This window comes from Altererythrobacter sp. B11, assembly GCF_003569745.1.
GTDB lineage: Bacteria > Pseudomonadota > Alphaproteobacteria > Sphingomonadales > Sphingomonadaceae > Croceibacterium_C.
Genome location: NZ_AP018498.1, coordinates 1281390 through 1296841 on the forward strand (window position 1 = coordinate 1281390; position 15452 = coordinate 1296841).

Genomic DNA, 15452 nt, shown 5'->3' on the forward strand with positions numbered 1-15452 from the left:
GCGCGGGGGCGGCCTTTGCGGCCTGCCCCCTCCCGTTAAACCACGGCCGGCTTCAGAATTCGAAGCCGATCCGCGCGTACCATTCGGCCGGGCGGCTGTAGGTGCCGTAGATCACCCCGCCGCCGATCTGCGCCTGGCCGGTAACCAGATAACGCTCGTCGGTCAGGTTGGTCCCGCCCACGGTCAGATTCCAATTGCCGTGATCGGGCTCGTAACTGACGCTGGCATTGATGATGTCGGTGGACGGGCGCAGCAGCAGGATGGTGCCTTCCGTGTCGTTGCGCATGCCGGTGGTGTGCGTCCAGTCCGCCAGCATCACGAGGGAACCGCTGCCGATCGGCACTTCCAGCCGCGGGGCGATGTTGATCTTCCAGTCGGGCGCCTTGGGCAGATCCGCACCGGAGAACACGCCCAGTTGCAGATCGCTGGGCGGCACCTGCGCCGGCGTATCGACATTGGTGTAATAGGCATCGAGATAGCCGACCGACGCGGTGATGGTGAAATTGTCCGCCGGTGCGGCCTGCGCCTCCAGCTCGAAGCCCTTGATGCGGGCATTGCCGGCATTTTTCACCGTGGGCGAGACGCCTTCCTGGAAGTTCAGCTGGATGCCTTCATACTTGGTGGAGAAAGCCGCCAGATTGAGCTGCAGCCGCCGGTCGATGAGCGTGGACTTGATGCCCGCTTCCCAGGTTTCCGCCTGCTCTTCGCCGAAGGTCGGCGCCACCGGGAGCGGGTTGGACAGGCGCGTGGTCCAGCCGCCCGTCTTGTAGCCCTGGCTGAAGGAGCCATAGACCATCACGTCTTCCGTCGGGTAAACCTGCACGCCCGCCTTGAAGGAGAAGTCCTTGAAGTCCTGGTCGTTGGGTTCGAGTGGATAGTAGCGGAAGGGCTGGCTCGGGATCGGGAAGCCCAACGCCGCTGCGCAGGCTTCGCTCGGCAGGCCGTCCGGGCCGGTCTCCATGCAGCCGGCCAACTTGTAGTTGATGCCGTTCACGTCCGACTGGGCGCCGACGTAGCTTTTGTCTTCCTTCGTCCAGCGGCCGCCCAGCGTGAAGCCGATCAGGTCCGAAACACGCCAGTCCACCTGCCCGAAGGCGGCATAGGCGGTGGTGTCCACCGTGCCCGGCCCGTCCACCTGCAGCAGCCCGCCCGCGAAGGTCACGAAGTCGCGCAGGTCGCCCTTCTCGTTGAAGATATAGCCGCCGACGACGAAGTTCAGCGCATCGTCCAGCGCGGAGCCGGTGAGCTGCACTTCCTCGCTCCACTGCTCCTGCTTCACGGTGAAGCTGGTCTGCAGGACGGGCAGGGGGGAGTTATCGAGGTCGACACCGGCCGCGAAGTCGATCTTCCGATAGGAGGAGATGGATTTCAGCATCAGGTCCGGCGTCAGATCATATTCGAGATCCAGCGCGACGCCGCCTTGCTCCAGCTTGGAGAAGTTGTTGCCGGTGGCATAGGTCTTGTCGATATCGGTGTTGACCCAGCGATCGTCGATCGGGGCGACGTCGTTCAGCGGATCGCCGTCCACGTTGCGGCTGCCGAGCCCGGCGATGGTGTTGTATCCCGCCGTGCTGCTGCGCGGTCCGCAGACATTGCTGAGATCGCCCACCGGGCTGGCGGCGATCTGCGCCGGGGTGGAATTGATGCAGGTGTTGTAGAGGAAGGCGAAGAAGGCGCCGGGATTGTCGTCGAGGATATCGAGCACGGTGTTCGCGGTCGATTCCTGGTCGATCTTGGTGAAGTCGCCCGTCAGCGTGGCGCGCAGCGCGCCGCCATCGTCCCACCGCAGCTTGCCGCGCAGGTTCCAGTTGTCATCGCCGCCCTGCTTGCTGGCATTCTGATAGCCGGCCGCCGGGAACAGCTCCCAGGAATCGTAATCGCCAGCATCGCCGGGGTAAGCCACGCGCTTCTGGTAGCCTTCGCGCTTCAGCATGCCGAATGCTAGGGAGGAGGACAGGCCCTTGGTGATCGGCAGTTCGATCATCCCGCGCACCTGCATCCGTTCGAAGCTGCCCACGGTGAGGTCGCCCGTCACGCGGAACTCGTCGCCCGGGTTGCGGGTGACGATTGAAATTGCGCCGCCGATGGTGTTGCGGCCGAACAGCGTACCCTGTGGGCCTTTCAGAATTTCGATCCGCTCCACATCGAGTAGATCCTGATTGGCGCCGATCGAGCGGCCGAGATAGACGCCGTCGAGATAGACACCCACCGCGGGGTCGATGTTGAAGGCGAAGTCGCTGGACCCGATGCCGCGGATCGTGGCGCCCAAAACGGCGCTGGAGCCGGAGAAGGGCGTCGATGCGTCCAGCGTCACGTTGGGGGTAATGGCGGAGAGCGCGGAGACGTTGCCCACGGCCCGTTCCTGCAGCGCTTCGGCGTCGAAGGCGCTGATCGCGATCGGCACGTCCTGCACGTCTTCCGCGCGCTTCTGTGCCGTCACCACGATCTCGCGGATACCGCCGGAGGCTTCCTCCGGCGCTGCCTCGGTCTGACTGTCCTGCGCATGGGCGGGCACGGCCATGGCGAAAGCCAGCGCGGCCAGCGAAACCTGCGTGATTCTCATGATTGTTCTCCCAAACACATGCGATTCGTCTTTTTTATCGGCCGCGCATGTCGGCACTTCTGTGCACGATAGTCCAATGGTGCGCGCCACGCTTGCACTGGCGCGCAGCAGGGCAGGACAGCGGCGCAAGCAGGGCGGGCGCCGTCCTCTCACGGCCGCGCTAATGCGCGTGCCGCGCCAGCCGCCACTCGCGGGGGGAGGCGCCGTATTTCTGCCGGAAGCAGCGCGTGAAATAGGCGCTGTCGTTGAAGCCATGGGCAAAGGCGATGTCGGTGATCGTCGCGCCCGGCTCTGCGATCAGCCGCTCCGCCGCGCGCTTCAGCCGACGCTCCAGGATGGCTGCCGAAGGCGTGGTGCCGGCGCGGGCGAACAGGTTCTGCACCGTACGCACGGAGGTGCCGAGTTCGGCCGCGATGGAACCGGTGTTCAGATCGGGGTCGGCGAGGCCCGCGTCGACCACCGCGCAGGCCTGCCGCCACAGCGGGGCATCCTGCCGCCCTCCATCGCTGGTGCCGTGGCGCGCGTCGCGGATCGCCATGGCGGCCAGATCGTAGAACACGCGGCTGATCCCCTCGCTCCATTCGGGATCTTCGCTGGCAGCCTCCGCCTGGCGCCAGAGCGACAGGAGGAAATCGTTGAACACGCGCGCGGCCGGCGAGTGGCCCGAGAGGCGCTGGGCCAGCGCGTCGTCCAGATCGGGAATCCGCTCCTGCAGGGCCTGCCGCGGGAATTCCACCACCATCATCTCGTGGGCCGACAGGTCGAAGTGGTAGGGGCTGTGCGGCGATCCGATCACGAAGTCGCCCGGTTCCAGCCGCGTTTCGCGCCCCCGTTGGGTGTGCTGCCCGGTTCCGCGCCACTGCATGTGCATGATCACCCGCTCTTCCACCCGGTCGAGCGGGCGGCGACCGACCGAGGCCTGGACGGAGCGCGTGCGGATCATGTCGAGATCGCCGACACTCCAGCTCCACATCTCGCCTTCGAAACGGTGGCGTTCAGCATTCACGAAGGTGCCGCAGAACACCTCGTCGGCCACGGTATTCCAGTATCGCAGCCGATCATCGACAGCGATGCCGGACGTTGCGAATCTTGCGATCACGGCCATTGGACATTCACTCCCTGCAACAGACCTCCCCCTGTGCATTTCATGTCCCGCCCTGGCGGCGTGTGCCGGCGCCTAGGCGACCAGCGGATAGAGCCCGCGCTTCTCCCTTACTCCCGGCGCACTTTCCTCCAGCAGAAGCGAGAGGGCGAAGGCGGCCATCGTCAACACCATCAGGAACCACATCACCGAACGCAGGCCATAGGCATCGGCCAGCGCACCGGCGAGCGTGGGGCTGAACACCCCGCCCAGCACCTCGCCGATCCCCATCACAATGCCCGTCAGCGTCGCGGTCAGCCGCGGATCGACGCTTTCCGCGGGGACCGTGGCCATGAACAGCGGGAAAATCCCGTTCAGCGACCAGCCGAAATAGAACAGCACCGCCAACACGAACCAGCTGCCGCCCTGATAATAGAGCGCGGCCAGCGGCAGGATCATGCCCATCAGGCACACGGCGATGAAGGTGGGCTTGCGGCCGATCTGGTCCGAAATCCACGGCACCAGGAAGGCATTCACCCCGGCCGAGATACCCAGCGCCGCCATGATCCAGCCCATTACCGCTTCATCGAAGCCGGCCAGCTGGGTGAGATAGAGCGGCATGAAGGCCCAGGTCACCACCAGGAAGGAGACCAGCAGCACAGCGATCAGCGCGCACAGCAGCACGTTGCGGTTGGCCAGTGCCCGCGTGATCGGCACCCGCTCCCGCTCCGGCTGCCCTTCGGTCTCCAGCCCCTTGGGCGGTTCGCGCAGGGTGAACCAGATCAGCGCTGCGGAGATCAGGCCCGGCACGGCGGCGAAGAAGAACCCCTCGCGCCAGCTGAAGGCGATGGCGATCGGCACGAGGATCAAGGGGGCGGCGGTGGAGCCGAGCAGGTTGGAGCCGAGGTTCTGGCCGACGCCCATGGCCGTGCCGCGCCACTTCGGCTTCACTTCGGATACGATCATCGCATGGCTGATCGGCATCACGCCGCCTTCGGCCGCGCCCATCAGCAGCCGCGCGCCCAGCAGCAGCAGGAAGCTGCCGGCGATGCCGGACAGCATGGAGCAGAGGCAGAACAGCACGGTGGCGCCCACCACAATCGGCTTGCGCGAACCCAGCTTGTCCGACAGCGGCCCCACGGTGAGGCCGGACAGTGCCCAGGTGAGCGACAGGCCGGAGGACAGCAGGCCGATCTGCGTGTTGGTGAGCTGCATGTCCTCCTGAATGAAGGGCATCATGAAATTGGCCGCCTGCCGGTCGAAGAACAGGATGCCGAAGTTCAGGCTCAGCAGCAGGGTGAGCCAGGTCTGGTAGCCGTCGCCGCGGCGGGTGGGCACGATGGTCATCGCCGGGCCGCCCTTACAGGAACGACCGCACGGGATCGCTGCCGTCCCAGCCGCGCGATGCCTCCCAGAAGCGGGTGAAGGTGCCGTCCATGCCCGGCGTCACCGGCAGCAGTTCCAGAAAGCCCCAGTCCGCGCCGGTACCGTTGTCCAGATAGACCACTTCCCCACCCGTGGGCACGGCAGCGCGGAATGCCTCGTGATAGCCGCGAGCCTGATAATCGCGGCTGGCGGCGTCCACATCCGCGCAGGCGATGCCGAAATGGTGGAAGCCATAGCCGCGCCGGGCGATGGTTTCCTGATAGACGCTGGGGTGGCTGTCCAGCGGCTGGATCAGTTCGATCAGCATATGGCCGGCGAAGCCCATGGCGATGGTGATGTCGGCGCGGCTTTCCTCGCCGCGATAGGTCTGGCCCGGCACCAGGAAATGATCGAGAATGAAGAAGGGGCCGGCGCGCATGTCCGCTATCCAGCGGTCCACCGCCTCCCGCAAATCCGGCACCACGAAGGCCGTTTGTGCCACGCCGCCCATTGGCTGGCCATAGCCGAGCACACCAGTCATCCATTCCCTCCCGGCCGGCACTTCGCCGGTCTCGCTGCATGGCTCGCCAATCGGGGCGACAAAGTCAATCGCCGCGTGTTAGGACCGGCCAAGAACAGACGGGAAAGGAGCGCGAAATGGCCACGCAGCCGAGGCAGCAGGAGAGCTGCAGCGAAGCCGAATGGACCGCGCGGCAGGAGCTTGCCGCCTGCTATCGCATCTTCGACATGATGGGCTGGTCCGAATCGATCTACAACCACATCACCCTGCGCGTGCCGGGGGAAGAAGCCTTCCTCATCAATCCCTATGGCCTGTTGTGGAGCGAGGTGACGGCTTCCAACCTCGTCAAGATCGACAGCCAGGGGAACAAGCTCTGCGCCAGCCCTTGGCCGGTGAACAAGGCCGGCTTCACCCAGCATGGCCTGTTCCACGGCGCGCTCGATTGGGCGCATGCCATTGTCCACACGCATACGCCGGATGCCATGGCCGTATGCAGCAGTGCGGACGGGCTGACGCCGACCAATTTCTACGCCTGCTTCTTCGCGGGCAATGTGGCCTATCACGATTTCGAAGGCATCACCGTGCGCGCGGAGGAGGGGGAGCGGCTGCTGCGCAATCTGGGTGACAAGCGCGTGCTGATGCTGCGCAACCACGGGCCGGTGGTGCTGGGGGAGACGCTCTACGAGATGTTCTTCAACTATTACATGCTCCAGCGCGCCTGCGAGATTCAGGTAAAGACCTGCGCCCTGGGCCGGCCGGTCACCGTGCCGCCGGAGGTGGTGGCGGTGCACCAGCGCGACCGTGACGAGGTGGCGCTGAAGGATTTCGGCCGCGCCGACTTTGAAGCCTGGGTGCGCAAGCTGGACCGCATGGACACGAGCTGGCGCGAGTAGTAGGCGCAGCCCCATGTCGCGCATGACGGTAAACGGCCGGCCGGTGCAGTTCGATCTGGACCCGCAGACGCCGCTGCTGTGGGCGCTGCGCGATGCCGCCAATCTCACGGGCACGAAATATGGCTGCGGGGTGGGGGATTGCGGGGCCTGCATGGTGCTGGTGGATGGCGCGGCGCTGCGCAGCTGCCTGATCACCATTGCCGAGGCGGAGGGGCGCTATGTCACCACGATCGAAGGGCTTTCGCACGATCGCTCGCACCCCGTGCAGCAGGCGCTGGTGGCAGAGCAGGCGATCCAGTGCGGATTCTGCACCCCCGGAATAGCCATTGCAGCGGCCGCGCTTCTGGCACGCAACGCCAACCCAAGCGAAGAAGAAATATATGGGGCTGTTCCGAACCTGTGCCGCTGCGGAGTCTATCCGCGGCTGGTCACCGCGATCCAGCGCGCCGGACGCGTGGCGCGTCGGGCGGAACAGATCAGCGCCGCCCCGGCACCCGGGATCGATGCGCGCGATGCCGCCGCCGCCGTGCCGGCGATGCGCGCGCCTGAGCAAGGAGGACAGGAATGAAGGCCACCATCTGGCACAACCCCAAATGCGGCACCTCGCGCAAGACGCTGGCGCTGCTGGAGGAGCGGCCCGGCGTGGAGCTGGCGGTGATCGAATATCTCAAGAACCCGCCCTCGGCCGAAAAGCTGGCGCAGCTCTATCGCGATGCCGGGATGAGCCCGCGCGACGGGCTGCGGCTGCGTGGGACGGATGCGGAGGAGCGCGGCCTGCCGGATGCATCGGATGCGGACATCCTCGCCGCCATGGCAGCCGAACCGATCCTGATCGAACGGCCGCTGGTCGAAACCGAACGGGGCGTGCGCCTGTGCCGGCCGATGGAGCGGGTCGAGGAAATCCTGTGAAGCGGGCGGAACAAACGCTGTAGTGAAACCGTCACGCTTGCATTGGTCCATCATATTTGCCAGTCGAATTCCATTCCAGGCGCGCCGCGGCGTGCCCTGCGCAACAAAGGGGGGCGCGTCTTTTTTCATGAATGGCAGTGAGTTGGCCGAAGGCCGTCGTTCGGGTCTGGTGGAACGCATTTCGCGGGCGCTCGGCCCGGCGGGTGTGTTCTTTCGTGGTTTTATCGAGCATCCGCGGATGGTGGGGGCGATCCTGCCCTCCTCGCGTGCCGTGATCGACGCCATGCTGGCGCCGGTGGACTGGCAGAACTGCAAGCTGTTCGTGGAATATGGCCCCGGCATCGGCACCTTCTGCCGCCCGGTGCTCGATCGCCTGCCCCGCGACGGGGAGCTGGTGGTGATCGACACCAACCCGCTCTATATCGACTATCTGCAGAAGACGATCCGCGACAGCCGCTTCCACGCGGTGCTCGGCTCGGCCGCGGATGTGGAACAGATCATCCGCTCGCTCGGCCATGAGCAGGCGGATTTCGTGCTGTCCGGCCTGCCGTTCTCCACCCTGCCCGAAGGCGTGGGGCCGGCCATCGCCGCCGCCACCCAGCGCATCGTGCGCAAGGGCGGCGCCTTCCTGACCTATCAATACAGCACCGTCGCCCGCGAATTGACCGGCCGCCATTTCCCGCGGCTGGAAAAGGGCATGGTGTGGCGCAATTTCCCGCCCTGCTTCCTCGGCTGGGCCTGGCAGGACTAAGCGGCTGGGCCAAGGGGCAGCACCGGCACCGGCGCAGCCCCGCAGGCCGGGCCTATTCGAAGGTCCGGCTCAGCGCCCCGGCGGAGGGGCCGGCAAGCTGGCGATGCACGGCCGCCAGCACGGCGAGCATGACGACCGACACGACGGCAGAGACAAAGCCGGAGAAGACCGCGTTCACCATCTTGAACACCTCCGGCCCGGCCACCAGCAACAGCGCGCCGACGACCAGGCCGAGCACCATCGAGATCACGAAATACGCGATCACGATCAGCAGGTAGAACAGGAACAGCCGGAAGCTGTTGCCCTTGGTGAGCTGCCAGCTGCGCGCCAGAACCTTCGCCGGATTGCGGATCTTCTCGATCGCCAGCGCCGGCGAAGCGAGCGAGATCTTCACCAGCACATAGATCAGCGCCACGAACAGGATCAGCATGACCAGGCCCACGGTGGCCGTGCTGCCTGTGACGGACGCCGCTGCCAGCGCCAGTCCGCCGATCAGGCCCGCGCCGATCGAGAACAGCAGATAGGTGCCGATCGCCGGCAGCAGGGCGGTGAGCCCGTCACGCAGCGCCTCCCCCACGGTGGGCTTGCTGTCATCGCGCAGCAGGCTGAGCAGGCTGAGATAGCCGACGATCTGGAACAGCAGCACGAGCATGAACAGCCAGCCGTAGCTGGCATAGACCGTCATCATTTGGTTCCACATCAGCTCGGGGTCTTCCACCTCGGACATCATCAGCTGCATGTCCGGCATGACCAGCCCCAGCACCACGGTGGGCAGGAAGAAGAATATGCCCGCCACGATCAGCAGCACTTCGCGGTTGCCGCGGATCATCGCGGTCGCTTCGCGCCATGCCTCGCTCATGTCGAACTTCATCTTCCGTCTCCCGTGCATTGGACGGCTTGATAACCGCGTTTGGAAGGCCCACGCAATTCCACAATGAACCGGACGCACAATGATATCCTGAGCGAGGTCGAATGGCGGCGCAGTGCAGCGCCCGTTCCATACCTCGCCGCACTGGCGGAGCAGGAGGCGCGCAACCGTGCCATCGCCGCGGGCGAGGCCGAGGAGCTGATCTGGCTGCTGGAGCATCCGCCGGTCTATACCGCCGGCACCAGCGCCGCCCCGGCCGACCTGATCGATCCCCGCTTCGAAGTGGTGGAGACGGGGCGGGGCGGGCGCTACACCTATCACGGGCCGGGGCAGCGCGTGGGCTATGTGCTGCTGGACCTTGCGCGACGGGGGCGCGATGTCCGCCGCTTCGTCCACGGGCTGGAGACATGGGTGATCGCCACGCTCGCCGATTTCGGCGTGGAGGCATGGGCGGTGCCCGATCGGATCGGCATTTGGACGCGCGATGTGGATGGCAGCGAGGCGAAGATCGGCGCCATCGGCGTGCGCGTGCGCCGTTGGGTGACGATGCATGGCTTCGCGCTCAATCGCGACCCCGATCTCAGCCATTTCACCGGCATCGTGCCCTGCGGCATTGCCGATTACGGCGTCACCAGTCTTGCCCGGCTGGGCATATCGGTTGCGCCGGAGGAGCTGGATGAGGCATTGCGCGCGCATGCCGCCGATTTCCTGGCCGCGCTGACCGCTTCGGAGTGAACCACGTGTCGTTGAAACTGCCGAACCCCGCCGTGTTGCTGGCCCTGCTGCCGCCCCTGCTGCCCCTGGCCCTGCTGGCCGCCTGTGGCGACAAATCCGCCCCCGAGCAGGGCGAGGGCGCCGCGTCCGGCAAGGTGCTGGACGGCACGATCAGCGACGGGATGATCCCGCTCGATGAAGTGACATCCCACCCGCCGCTGCTGGCGCCGGAGCCGACCGGAGGGGCCGCTACCCCCGCCGCCGATGCGAGTGACGCGGCGAGCGAGGCCGAAGCCGCCGAAGCTGCGCCGGACGGAGCGGCGACGCCGGCAGCCAGCGCCACGCCCGCCCCCGCGCAGCCCTAGGCTCGCGCCCTAAGGCCGTAGACTCATAAAAGCGGCCCGTCGGGTTCCGACCCCATTGCGGCCGGTGCCTCTCTCCCCTTCAGGGGAGAGATACGCAGGCTTGGCGCGGAGCGCCTAGCCGGAGTTGAGAGGGGCATGGGCAGTCCCTCCCCCTCTCCCAACCCTCTCCCCTGAAGGGGAGAGGGCTATGACCGCACTCCACCCGATCTCGGTCGTTCAGCCCTTGCGCTGAAAGCGATTGTTTATGGGTTCACGGCCTAGCCGAGCCGGGCGAGCAGGCGCCGCGCCTGTTCGAGATGCGGCTGGTCGATCATCCGCCCGTCCAGCTGCAGCGCGCCCGCGCCGGGGGAGGCGGAGAAGGCCTGCACGATGCGCCGCGCTTCGGTGATTTCCGCTTCGCCCGGGGTGAAGGCGGCGTTGATCACCGGCACCTGATCGGGATGGATGGCCAGCATGCCGCCGAAGCCATCGGCGTAGGAATCCCGCGCCACGCGGGCGAGCCCCTCCAGATCGCGGAAATCGGCATGGAGCGTATCCACCGCCAGCACGCCGCGCGCATGGGCTGCCAGCAACACGGTGGCACGGACCATGCGGAAGGCATCGGTCCAGCAGCCATCCGGATCCCGCTTGCGCGCCGCGCCGATGGCGGCGGACAGATCCTCCGCCCCCCAGGTCAGCCCCGCCAGCCGCGGCAGCTCGGCCGTGGCATAGGCGGCGATACCCAGCGCGGCGGCGGGCGTTTCGCTGACCAGCGGCAGGATGGCGGTGCTGCCCTGCGGCAGGCCGTTGCGCTGTTCCGCCTGCAGCAATTCCCCGGCGAGCATGCGCAGCTGGTCCGGTCCGGCGGCCTTGGGCACCATGATGCCTTGCGGCGCGGCCGGCATCACCGCGGCCACATCATCCCGCCACAGCGGCGTGTCCAGCGCATTGATGCGCACCCAGCGGGCGAAGCCGGCGCCGGCCAGCACCTGCTGCCCATGCGCCTTCAGCCAGTCATGCGTCAGCAGCCGGGCCTGCGCCTTGGCGGGCGGGGCCACCGCATCCTCCAGGTCCAGGATCACCACATCGGCGCCGCAGCTTGCCACTTTGGCCAGCTTGCGTTCGCTGTCGCCGGGCACGAACAGCCAGGATCGCATCGCCATTGCCTTCACCTTCTTCCCGAAATCATCACGCGTTGCAGATTGCTATAGCCACACGGGCCGGCGAAGCTAGAGACGGGCCGATGAGCGCCCCCGCCGCATCGCCGCAATCGCCGCCGCCATCCTCCGCCGCGCGCTTCCTGCCGCTGGCGGCGCTGGTGGCCGGCAATGCCGCGCTGGCGCTGGGCCCATGGTTCGTGCGGCTGGCGGATAGCGGGCCGGTTTCCGCCGGGTTCTGGCGCATTGCGCTGGCCCTGCCGGTGCTGGCGCTGCTCGCCCGCGCGAACAGCCAACCGCTGACAGGCATTCCGCGCCGGGTGATGCTGGCCGCGCTGCTGGGGGGCGTGTTCTTCGGGCTGGACATCGCCGTCTGGCATGTCGGCATCGGCATGACGCGCATGGCCAATGCGGTGCTGTTCGGCAATTCGGGCAGTGTGATCCTGATGATCTGGGGCTTCATCGTCCTGCATCGCCTGCCGCGCGGGCCGGAAGCGCTGGCGGTATTCGCGGCCATCGCGGGGTCGGCCATCCTGCTCGGCCGATCGTTCGACATTTCGGCGCGCACGCTGATCGGCGATCTGTTCTGCCTGCTGGCCGGGGCCTTCTATGCCGGATATCTGATCCTGCTGCAGGACGCACGGCGCACGCTGGGCGGGTGGAACCTGCTTACATGGTCCTGCATCGGCAGTGCGCCGGTATTGCTGATTATCGCCGTGCTGCTGGGCGAGCCGGTGTGGCCGCATGACTGGACGCCGCTGGTGGGGCTGGCGATTTCCAGCCAGCTGCTGGGGCAGGGGCTGCTGGTCTATGCCCTGCGCCATTTCCCGCCGCTGGTGATCGGCGTGGGCCTGCTGACCCAGCCTGCCGTAGGGGCGCTGGCCGGCTGGTTTGCCTTTAGGGAAGCGCTTTCGCCGCTCGATCTGCTGGGCATCGGGCTGGTGGCGGCGGCGCTGGTGATTGCGCGGGTGGCGCGGCGCGGGCCGGTGGCCGCGCCGGCCGAGGGCGTCGCCGGCGCGCCGAGGCCCTAGCCGGCTTCGGGCGTGCGATCGGCCACGAAGGAGCGGCCGAAGGCAATGTAGCGCGCCTCGACATCCGCGAAGTCGGGGCCCTTGAGAGCCAGCTGCGCCTGTTCGAACATTCGCTCCCCTTCACGGCGGAGCAGGTCGCGCCGGCTTTGCTGCACGATCGGCACGGCGGAATTGCGCAGGCAGTCCAGCATGACCAGCGCGGCGATGCGGTTGCCCGCCACTGCGCCCCGCATGGCGCCGAAACCGCGCTCGACGAAATGGTCGAAACCGTCGGGCAGGGGGATCACCCGCTCGTGCCGATCGTCCTTGCCGCCGGGGCGCTGCGTGAGATCGCGCTGGCCGAGCTCGGCCGTTGCCGCGGCGAGCCAGTGGAGCGAGGTTATGGCGGTGAAGGGATCGTTGATACCGGGGGAGAGCGCACGCAGGCCGATCTCCACCAGCTCGTCGATCAGGAATTGCGGATCCTGTTCCGCCGTGCGCCAGGCGCCCAGCGAGAAGGCATCGCGCAAGCGCCCCGAAAGCTCCGCCTCCGCCTGTCCGTTGCACACGCGGGCAAGCGCTACGCCGGCATGGACGAAATCGCCCGTCCGCACTTCCAGCGCAACGGTGACATCATGCTCTGCCGCGGCCTTGGCGATGGCATCGAAATCGATCAGCATCACATAGCCGGTGCCTTCCGCATGGATCGGCTGGCCGGCGGGGGCGGCGGGCTGCTCATGCCCGTTGGCGGCATCGGGATAGGCGGCGACGATGTCGTCCAGCAGCCGCGCGCCGATCCCTTTCAGCACCGCGTTGATGCGGATGCTGGCCGGGATGTGATTGAGGAAATAGACCAGCGTGCCCACCGAAAGCGCCATCAGCCCGAAGGCGACCAGCAGCGAAAGCTGGGGCACGAAGCCCGGCAGGCCGCTGGCCTCCGCCGCGAAGATGCCCGGCGCCTCGTCCTCCGCGCGGACGCTGCGCAGCACGATTACGGCGTAGACGAAGGTGGCGATGAAGGTGGCGAGGCTCAGCTGGTTGCCCCGATCCTCCATGAAATTGGTCAGCAGGCGCGGGCCGTAATTGCCGCTGGCATAGGCGACCGCCGCGATGGTGATGGAAAAGACGGTGGACGCGACCCCGATCATGGAGCCGGCGATCACCGTCAGCATGTTGCTGGCCCCGTCGGGCCGGGCGGGGATCAGCCAGTCGGTGGCGCTCAGTGCCTCGGAAACGCCGTGCCGGTCCAGCCAGATGGTGGCGAAGGCGAGCAGCGCCGCCCCCAGCGAAAACAGCGCGGGATAGAACCAGTAGTTCGCGTTGAGGCGCGACCAGAACCAGCGGATCTCGGCTGTCATGCCGCTACAACGATGCTGCGCCCGAACGGTTGCCGCATGCGCCCGGCCGAAGGGCTAGACCCGGCCGAGATCGCCCTGGCCGATCGTGCCGCTGGCCATTTCCAGCATCCGGTCGAGGCTGGCCTTGGCGCGCAGCCGCAGCCCTTCCTCGATCTCGATCCGCGGCTCCAGATCGCGCAGGCAGGCGTAGAGCTTTTCCATCGTGTTCAGCGCCATGTAGGGGCAGATGTTGCAGTTGCAGTTGCCGTCCGCCCCCGGCGCGCCGATGAAGCTCTTGTTCGGCAGCGCCTTTTCCATCTGGTGGATGATATGCGGCTCGGTCGCAACGATCAGCGTGTCGCCCGGCATCGTCTTGGCATAGTTCAATATGCCGCTGGTCGATCCCACGTAATCCGCATGGTCGATGATATGCGGCGGGCATTCCGGATGCGCCGCCACCGGGGCGCTGGGGTGCTGTGCCGTCAGCTTCAGCAGCTCACGCTCGCTGAAAGCCTCGTGGACGATGCACACGCCCGGCCACAGCAGCATGTCGCGGTTGAACTTGCGGTTCAGATAGCCGCCCAGATGCCGGTCCGGCCCGAAGATGATCGGCTGGCTTTCAGGGATCTGCTGCAGGATCGTCTCGGCGGAGGAACTGGTGACGATCACGTCGCTCAGCGCCTTCACCTCGGTCGAGCAGTTGATGTAGGTCAGCGCGATGTGATCGGGGTGGGCTTCGCGGAAGGCCTTGAACTTTTCCGGCGGGCAGCTGTCTTCCAGGCTGCAGCCGGCGTCCATGTCAGGCAGCACCACGATCTTCTGCGGGCTGAGGATCTTGGCCGTGTCGGCCATGAACTTCACCCCGCAAAAGGCGATCACATCGGCATCCGTCTCCGCCGCCTTGCGGCTGAGCTCGAGCGAATCGCCGACGAAATCGGCGAGGTCCTGCAGCTCGGGCCGCTGGTAGTAATGCGCCAGGATCACCGCGTTCCGCTCCTTGCGCAGGCGGTCGATTTCCTCGCGCAGGTCGGTGCCGGAAAGCGGCCTGTTCATTTCGGCGGTCATGCTTGCTCCCCGCTATCAGTCGGCACCGCAGATAGGGCCGGTGGTCCGCCGGGACAATAGAGGTGTCCGGGCGGGGCGGGTTACATCGGGAAGAAGGCCGCCATCTGCCGCGCCGCGCCGGGCGTTCCGGCAAGCACGCGCTCGGTCAGGGCATAGCCGATCGGGCTGTAGGCCAGCAGATCCGCCAGCAGCAGCGCGCCCAGCGCCACGCCGATCCCGCGCAGCCAGGCCGGATGGATGGCGCCATAACGGCGTCGGTCCGCCAGCATGCCCACCAGCGGGAACACCAGCGGCGCCAGATTGGCCGCCCACCAGCCCCAGGGGATGAGAAACGGCATGGGCAGCAGCCGACCGAAGCCCGGGCCGGTGAGCAGGGCCATGGCGCAGAACATCAGCCGGCGATGCCAGCTGGTGTTGCGCCGCATGGAAATGGCCCACAGCGCCAGACCGGCAAAGGCCAGGATGCCGATGGGGTTGCCGAACAGGAATTCATTCTGATCGAGGAAGGGCGGGCCGCCGGCGCTGCGCAGCGAATGCAGCGTCACCATGGTGCCGAGCACCACCATCGCCGGAATCCACCCCAGCGCCAGCCAGCCCAGCGTGCGGTGCAGCCGGTAATTGCCCGCGAAGATCAGCGCGTTCTGCGTGACATACAGCGTCACCCAGCCAAAGAAGGTGACGGCGTGCAGATGGATCAGCAGCGGCGATCCGAAACTGGATCGGCCCAGCGCCGCATTCAGGCCGAAGCCGGTGACCAGCGTCCCGGCCATGAGGCAGGCCATGATCAGGAAGAAGCGGGCTTCGCCGCGGTCTGCAACAGGACTGGCAGGCAAGGTGGCCATGATTCGCTCCCCCCAAGCGAGATGGCGGCAAAT

General features: G+C 66.8%; 16 protein-coding genes. 7 read left to right on the forward strand and 9 right to left on the reverse strand.

Annotation, left to right across the window (positions count from 1 at the left end; genetic code table 11):
• Window positions 1-52: 52 nt before the first annotated feature.
• From AEB_RS06115 to AEB_RS06130, 4 genes are all read right to left on the reverse strand, one after another.
• Complete coding sequence (locus tag AEB_RS06115) at window positions 53-2563, reverse strand: TonB-dependent receptor (RefSeq protein WP_119082386.1); 2511 nt, start codon at window positions 2561-2563, stop codon at window positions 53-55.
• Window positions 2564-2723: 160 nt separating this feature from the next.
• A complete protein-coding gene (locus AEB_RS06120) occupies window positions 2724-3668 on the reverse strand; it encodes a helix-turn-helix domain-containing protein (RefSeq protein WP_172593016.1) in 945 nt (314 codons plus the stop codon).
• A 72-nt stretch (window positions 3669-3740) separates the two neighbouring features.
• The gene (locus AEB_RS06125) at window positions 3741-4991 is read right to left on the reverse strand and encodes an MFS transporter (RefSeq protein WP_119082388.1); all 1251 of its coding nucleotides are present in this window, start codon (window positions 4989-4991) and stop codon (window positions 3741-3743) included.
• A 13-nt stretch (window positions 4992-5004) separates the two neighbouring features.
• Window positions 5005-5550 (reverse strand): VOC family protein, encoded by a 546-nt coding sequence (locus tag AEB_RS06130; RefSeq protein WP_119082389.1) that lies wholly within the window; start codon window positions 5548-5550, stop codon window positions 5005-5007.
• 116 nt (window positions 5551-5666) lie between these two features.
• On the opposite strand from AEB_RS06130, the gene AEB_RS06135 reads away from it, so the two are divergent.
• The 4 genes from AEB_RS06135 to AEB_RS06150 all read left to right on the forward strand — a co-directional run bounded on the left by AEB_RS06135 (window position 5667) and on the right by AEB_RS06150 (window position 8082).
• On the forward strand, window positions 5667-6422 hold the full coding sequence (locus tag AEB_RS06135) for a class II aldolase/adducin family protein (protein ID WP_119082390.1): 756 nt from the start codon (window positions 5667-5669) through the stop codon (window positions 6420-6422).
• A 13-nt stretch (window positions 6423-6435) separates the two neighbouring features.
• Window positions 6436-6990 carry a (2Fe-2S)-binding protein gene (locus tag AEB_RS06140; RefSeq protein WP_119082391.1) on the forward strand — a complete coding sequence of 185 codons (555 nt, stop codon included), beginning with the start codon at window positions 6436-6438 and terminating at the stop codon, window positions 6988-6990.
• Window positions 6987-7331 carry an arsenate reductase (glutaredoxin) gene (gene arsC, locus AEB_RS06145; protein ID WP_119082392.1) on the forward strand — a complete coding sequence of 115 codons (345 nt, stop codon included), beginning with the start codon at window positions 6987-6989 and terminating at the stop codon, window positions 7329-7331. The genes AEB_RS06140 and arsC overlap by 4 nt, the downstream gene beginning before the upstream one ends.
• Before the next feature lie 127 nt (window positions 7332-7458).
• On the forward strand, window positions 7459-8082 hold the full coding sequence (locus AEB_RS06150; RefSeq protein WP_119082393.1) for a class I SAM-dependent methyltransferase: 624 nt from the start codon (window positions 7459-7461) through the stop codon (window positions 8080-8082).
• Between the two features lie 52 nt (window positions 8083-8134).
• Here AEB_RS06150 and AEB_RS06155 read toward each other — a convergent pair whose 3' ends face one another.
• Window positions 8135-8953 (reverse strand): glycerophosphoryl diester phosphodiesterase membrane domain-containing protein, encoded by an 819-nt coding sequence (locus AEB_RS06155; RefSeq protein ID WP_119082394.1) that lies wholly within the window; start codon window positions 8951-8953, stop codon window positions 8135-8137.
• Between the two features lie 63 nt (window positions 8954-9016).
• Here AEB_RS06155 and lipB point away from each other — a divergent pair, with 63 nt between their 5' ends.
• Together lipB and AEB_RS06165 are read left to right on the forward strand one after the other, a co-directional pair.
• On the forward strand, window positions 9017-9685 hold the full coding sequence (lipB, locus tag AEB_RS06160; RefSeq protein ID WP_119082395.1) for a lipoyl(octanoyl) transferase LipB: 669 nt from the start codon (window positions 9017-9019) through the stop codon (window positions 9683-9685).
• 5 nt (window positions 9686-9690) lie between these two features.
• Window positions 9691-10029: a hypothetical protein gene (locus AEB_RS06165; protein ID WP_145985272.1), complete on the forward strand. Its 339-nt coding sequence runs from the start codon at window positions 9691-9693 to the stop codon at window positions 10027-10029.
• A 257-nt stretch (window positions 10030-10286) separates the two neighbouring features.
• Here the strand turns inward: AEB_RS06165 and AEB_RS06170 are convergent, their stop codons facing one another.
• Complete coding sequence (locus tag AEB_RS06170; RefSeq protein ID WP_119082397.1) at window positions 10287-11171, reverse strand: HpcH/HpaI aldolase/citrate lyase family protein; 885 nt, start codon at window positions 11169-11171, stop codon at window positions 10287-10289.
• An 80-nt stretch (window positions 11172-11251) separates the two neighbouring features.
• On the opposite strand from AEB_RS06170, the gene AEB_RS06175 reads away from it, so the two are divergent.
• Window positions 11252-12196 (forward strand): DMT family transporter, encoded by a 945-nt coding sequence (locus AEB_RS06175; protein WP_119082398.1) that lies wholly within the window; start codon window positions 11252-11254, stop codon window positions 12194-12196.
• Here the strand turns inward: AEB_RS06175 and AEB_RS06180 are convergent.
• The 3 genes from AEB_RS06180 to AEB_RS06190 all read right to left on the reverse strand — a co-directional run bounded on the left by AEB_RS06180 (window position 12193) and on the right by AEB_RS06190 (window position 15419).
• Window positions 12193-13533: a DUF2254 domain-containing protein gene (locus tag AEB_RS06180; RefSeq protein ID WP_119082399.1), complete on the reverse strand. Its 1341-nt coding sequence runs from the start codon at window positions 13531-13533 to the stop codon at window positions 12193-12195. The two genes, AEB_RS06175 and AEB_RS06180, sit on opposite strands and share 4 nt — an antisense overlap.
• A 54-nt stretch (window positions 13534-13587) precedes the next feature.
• The gene (gene nadA / locus AEB_RS06185) at window positions 13588-14577 is read right to left on the reverse strand and encodes a quinolinate synthase NadA (RefSeq protein WP_119082400.1); all 990 of its coding nucleotides are present in this window, start codon (window positions 14575-14577) and stop codon (window positions 13588-13590) included.
• A gap of 80 nt (window positions 14578-14657) precedes the next feature.
• Entirely contained in the window at window positions 14658-15419 is a 762-nt protein-coding gene (locus AEB_RS06190; protein WP_231958936.1) for a hypothetical protein, read from the reverse strand.
• Between the last annotated feature and the right edge of the window lie 33 nt (window positions 15420-15452).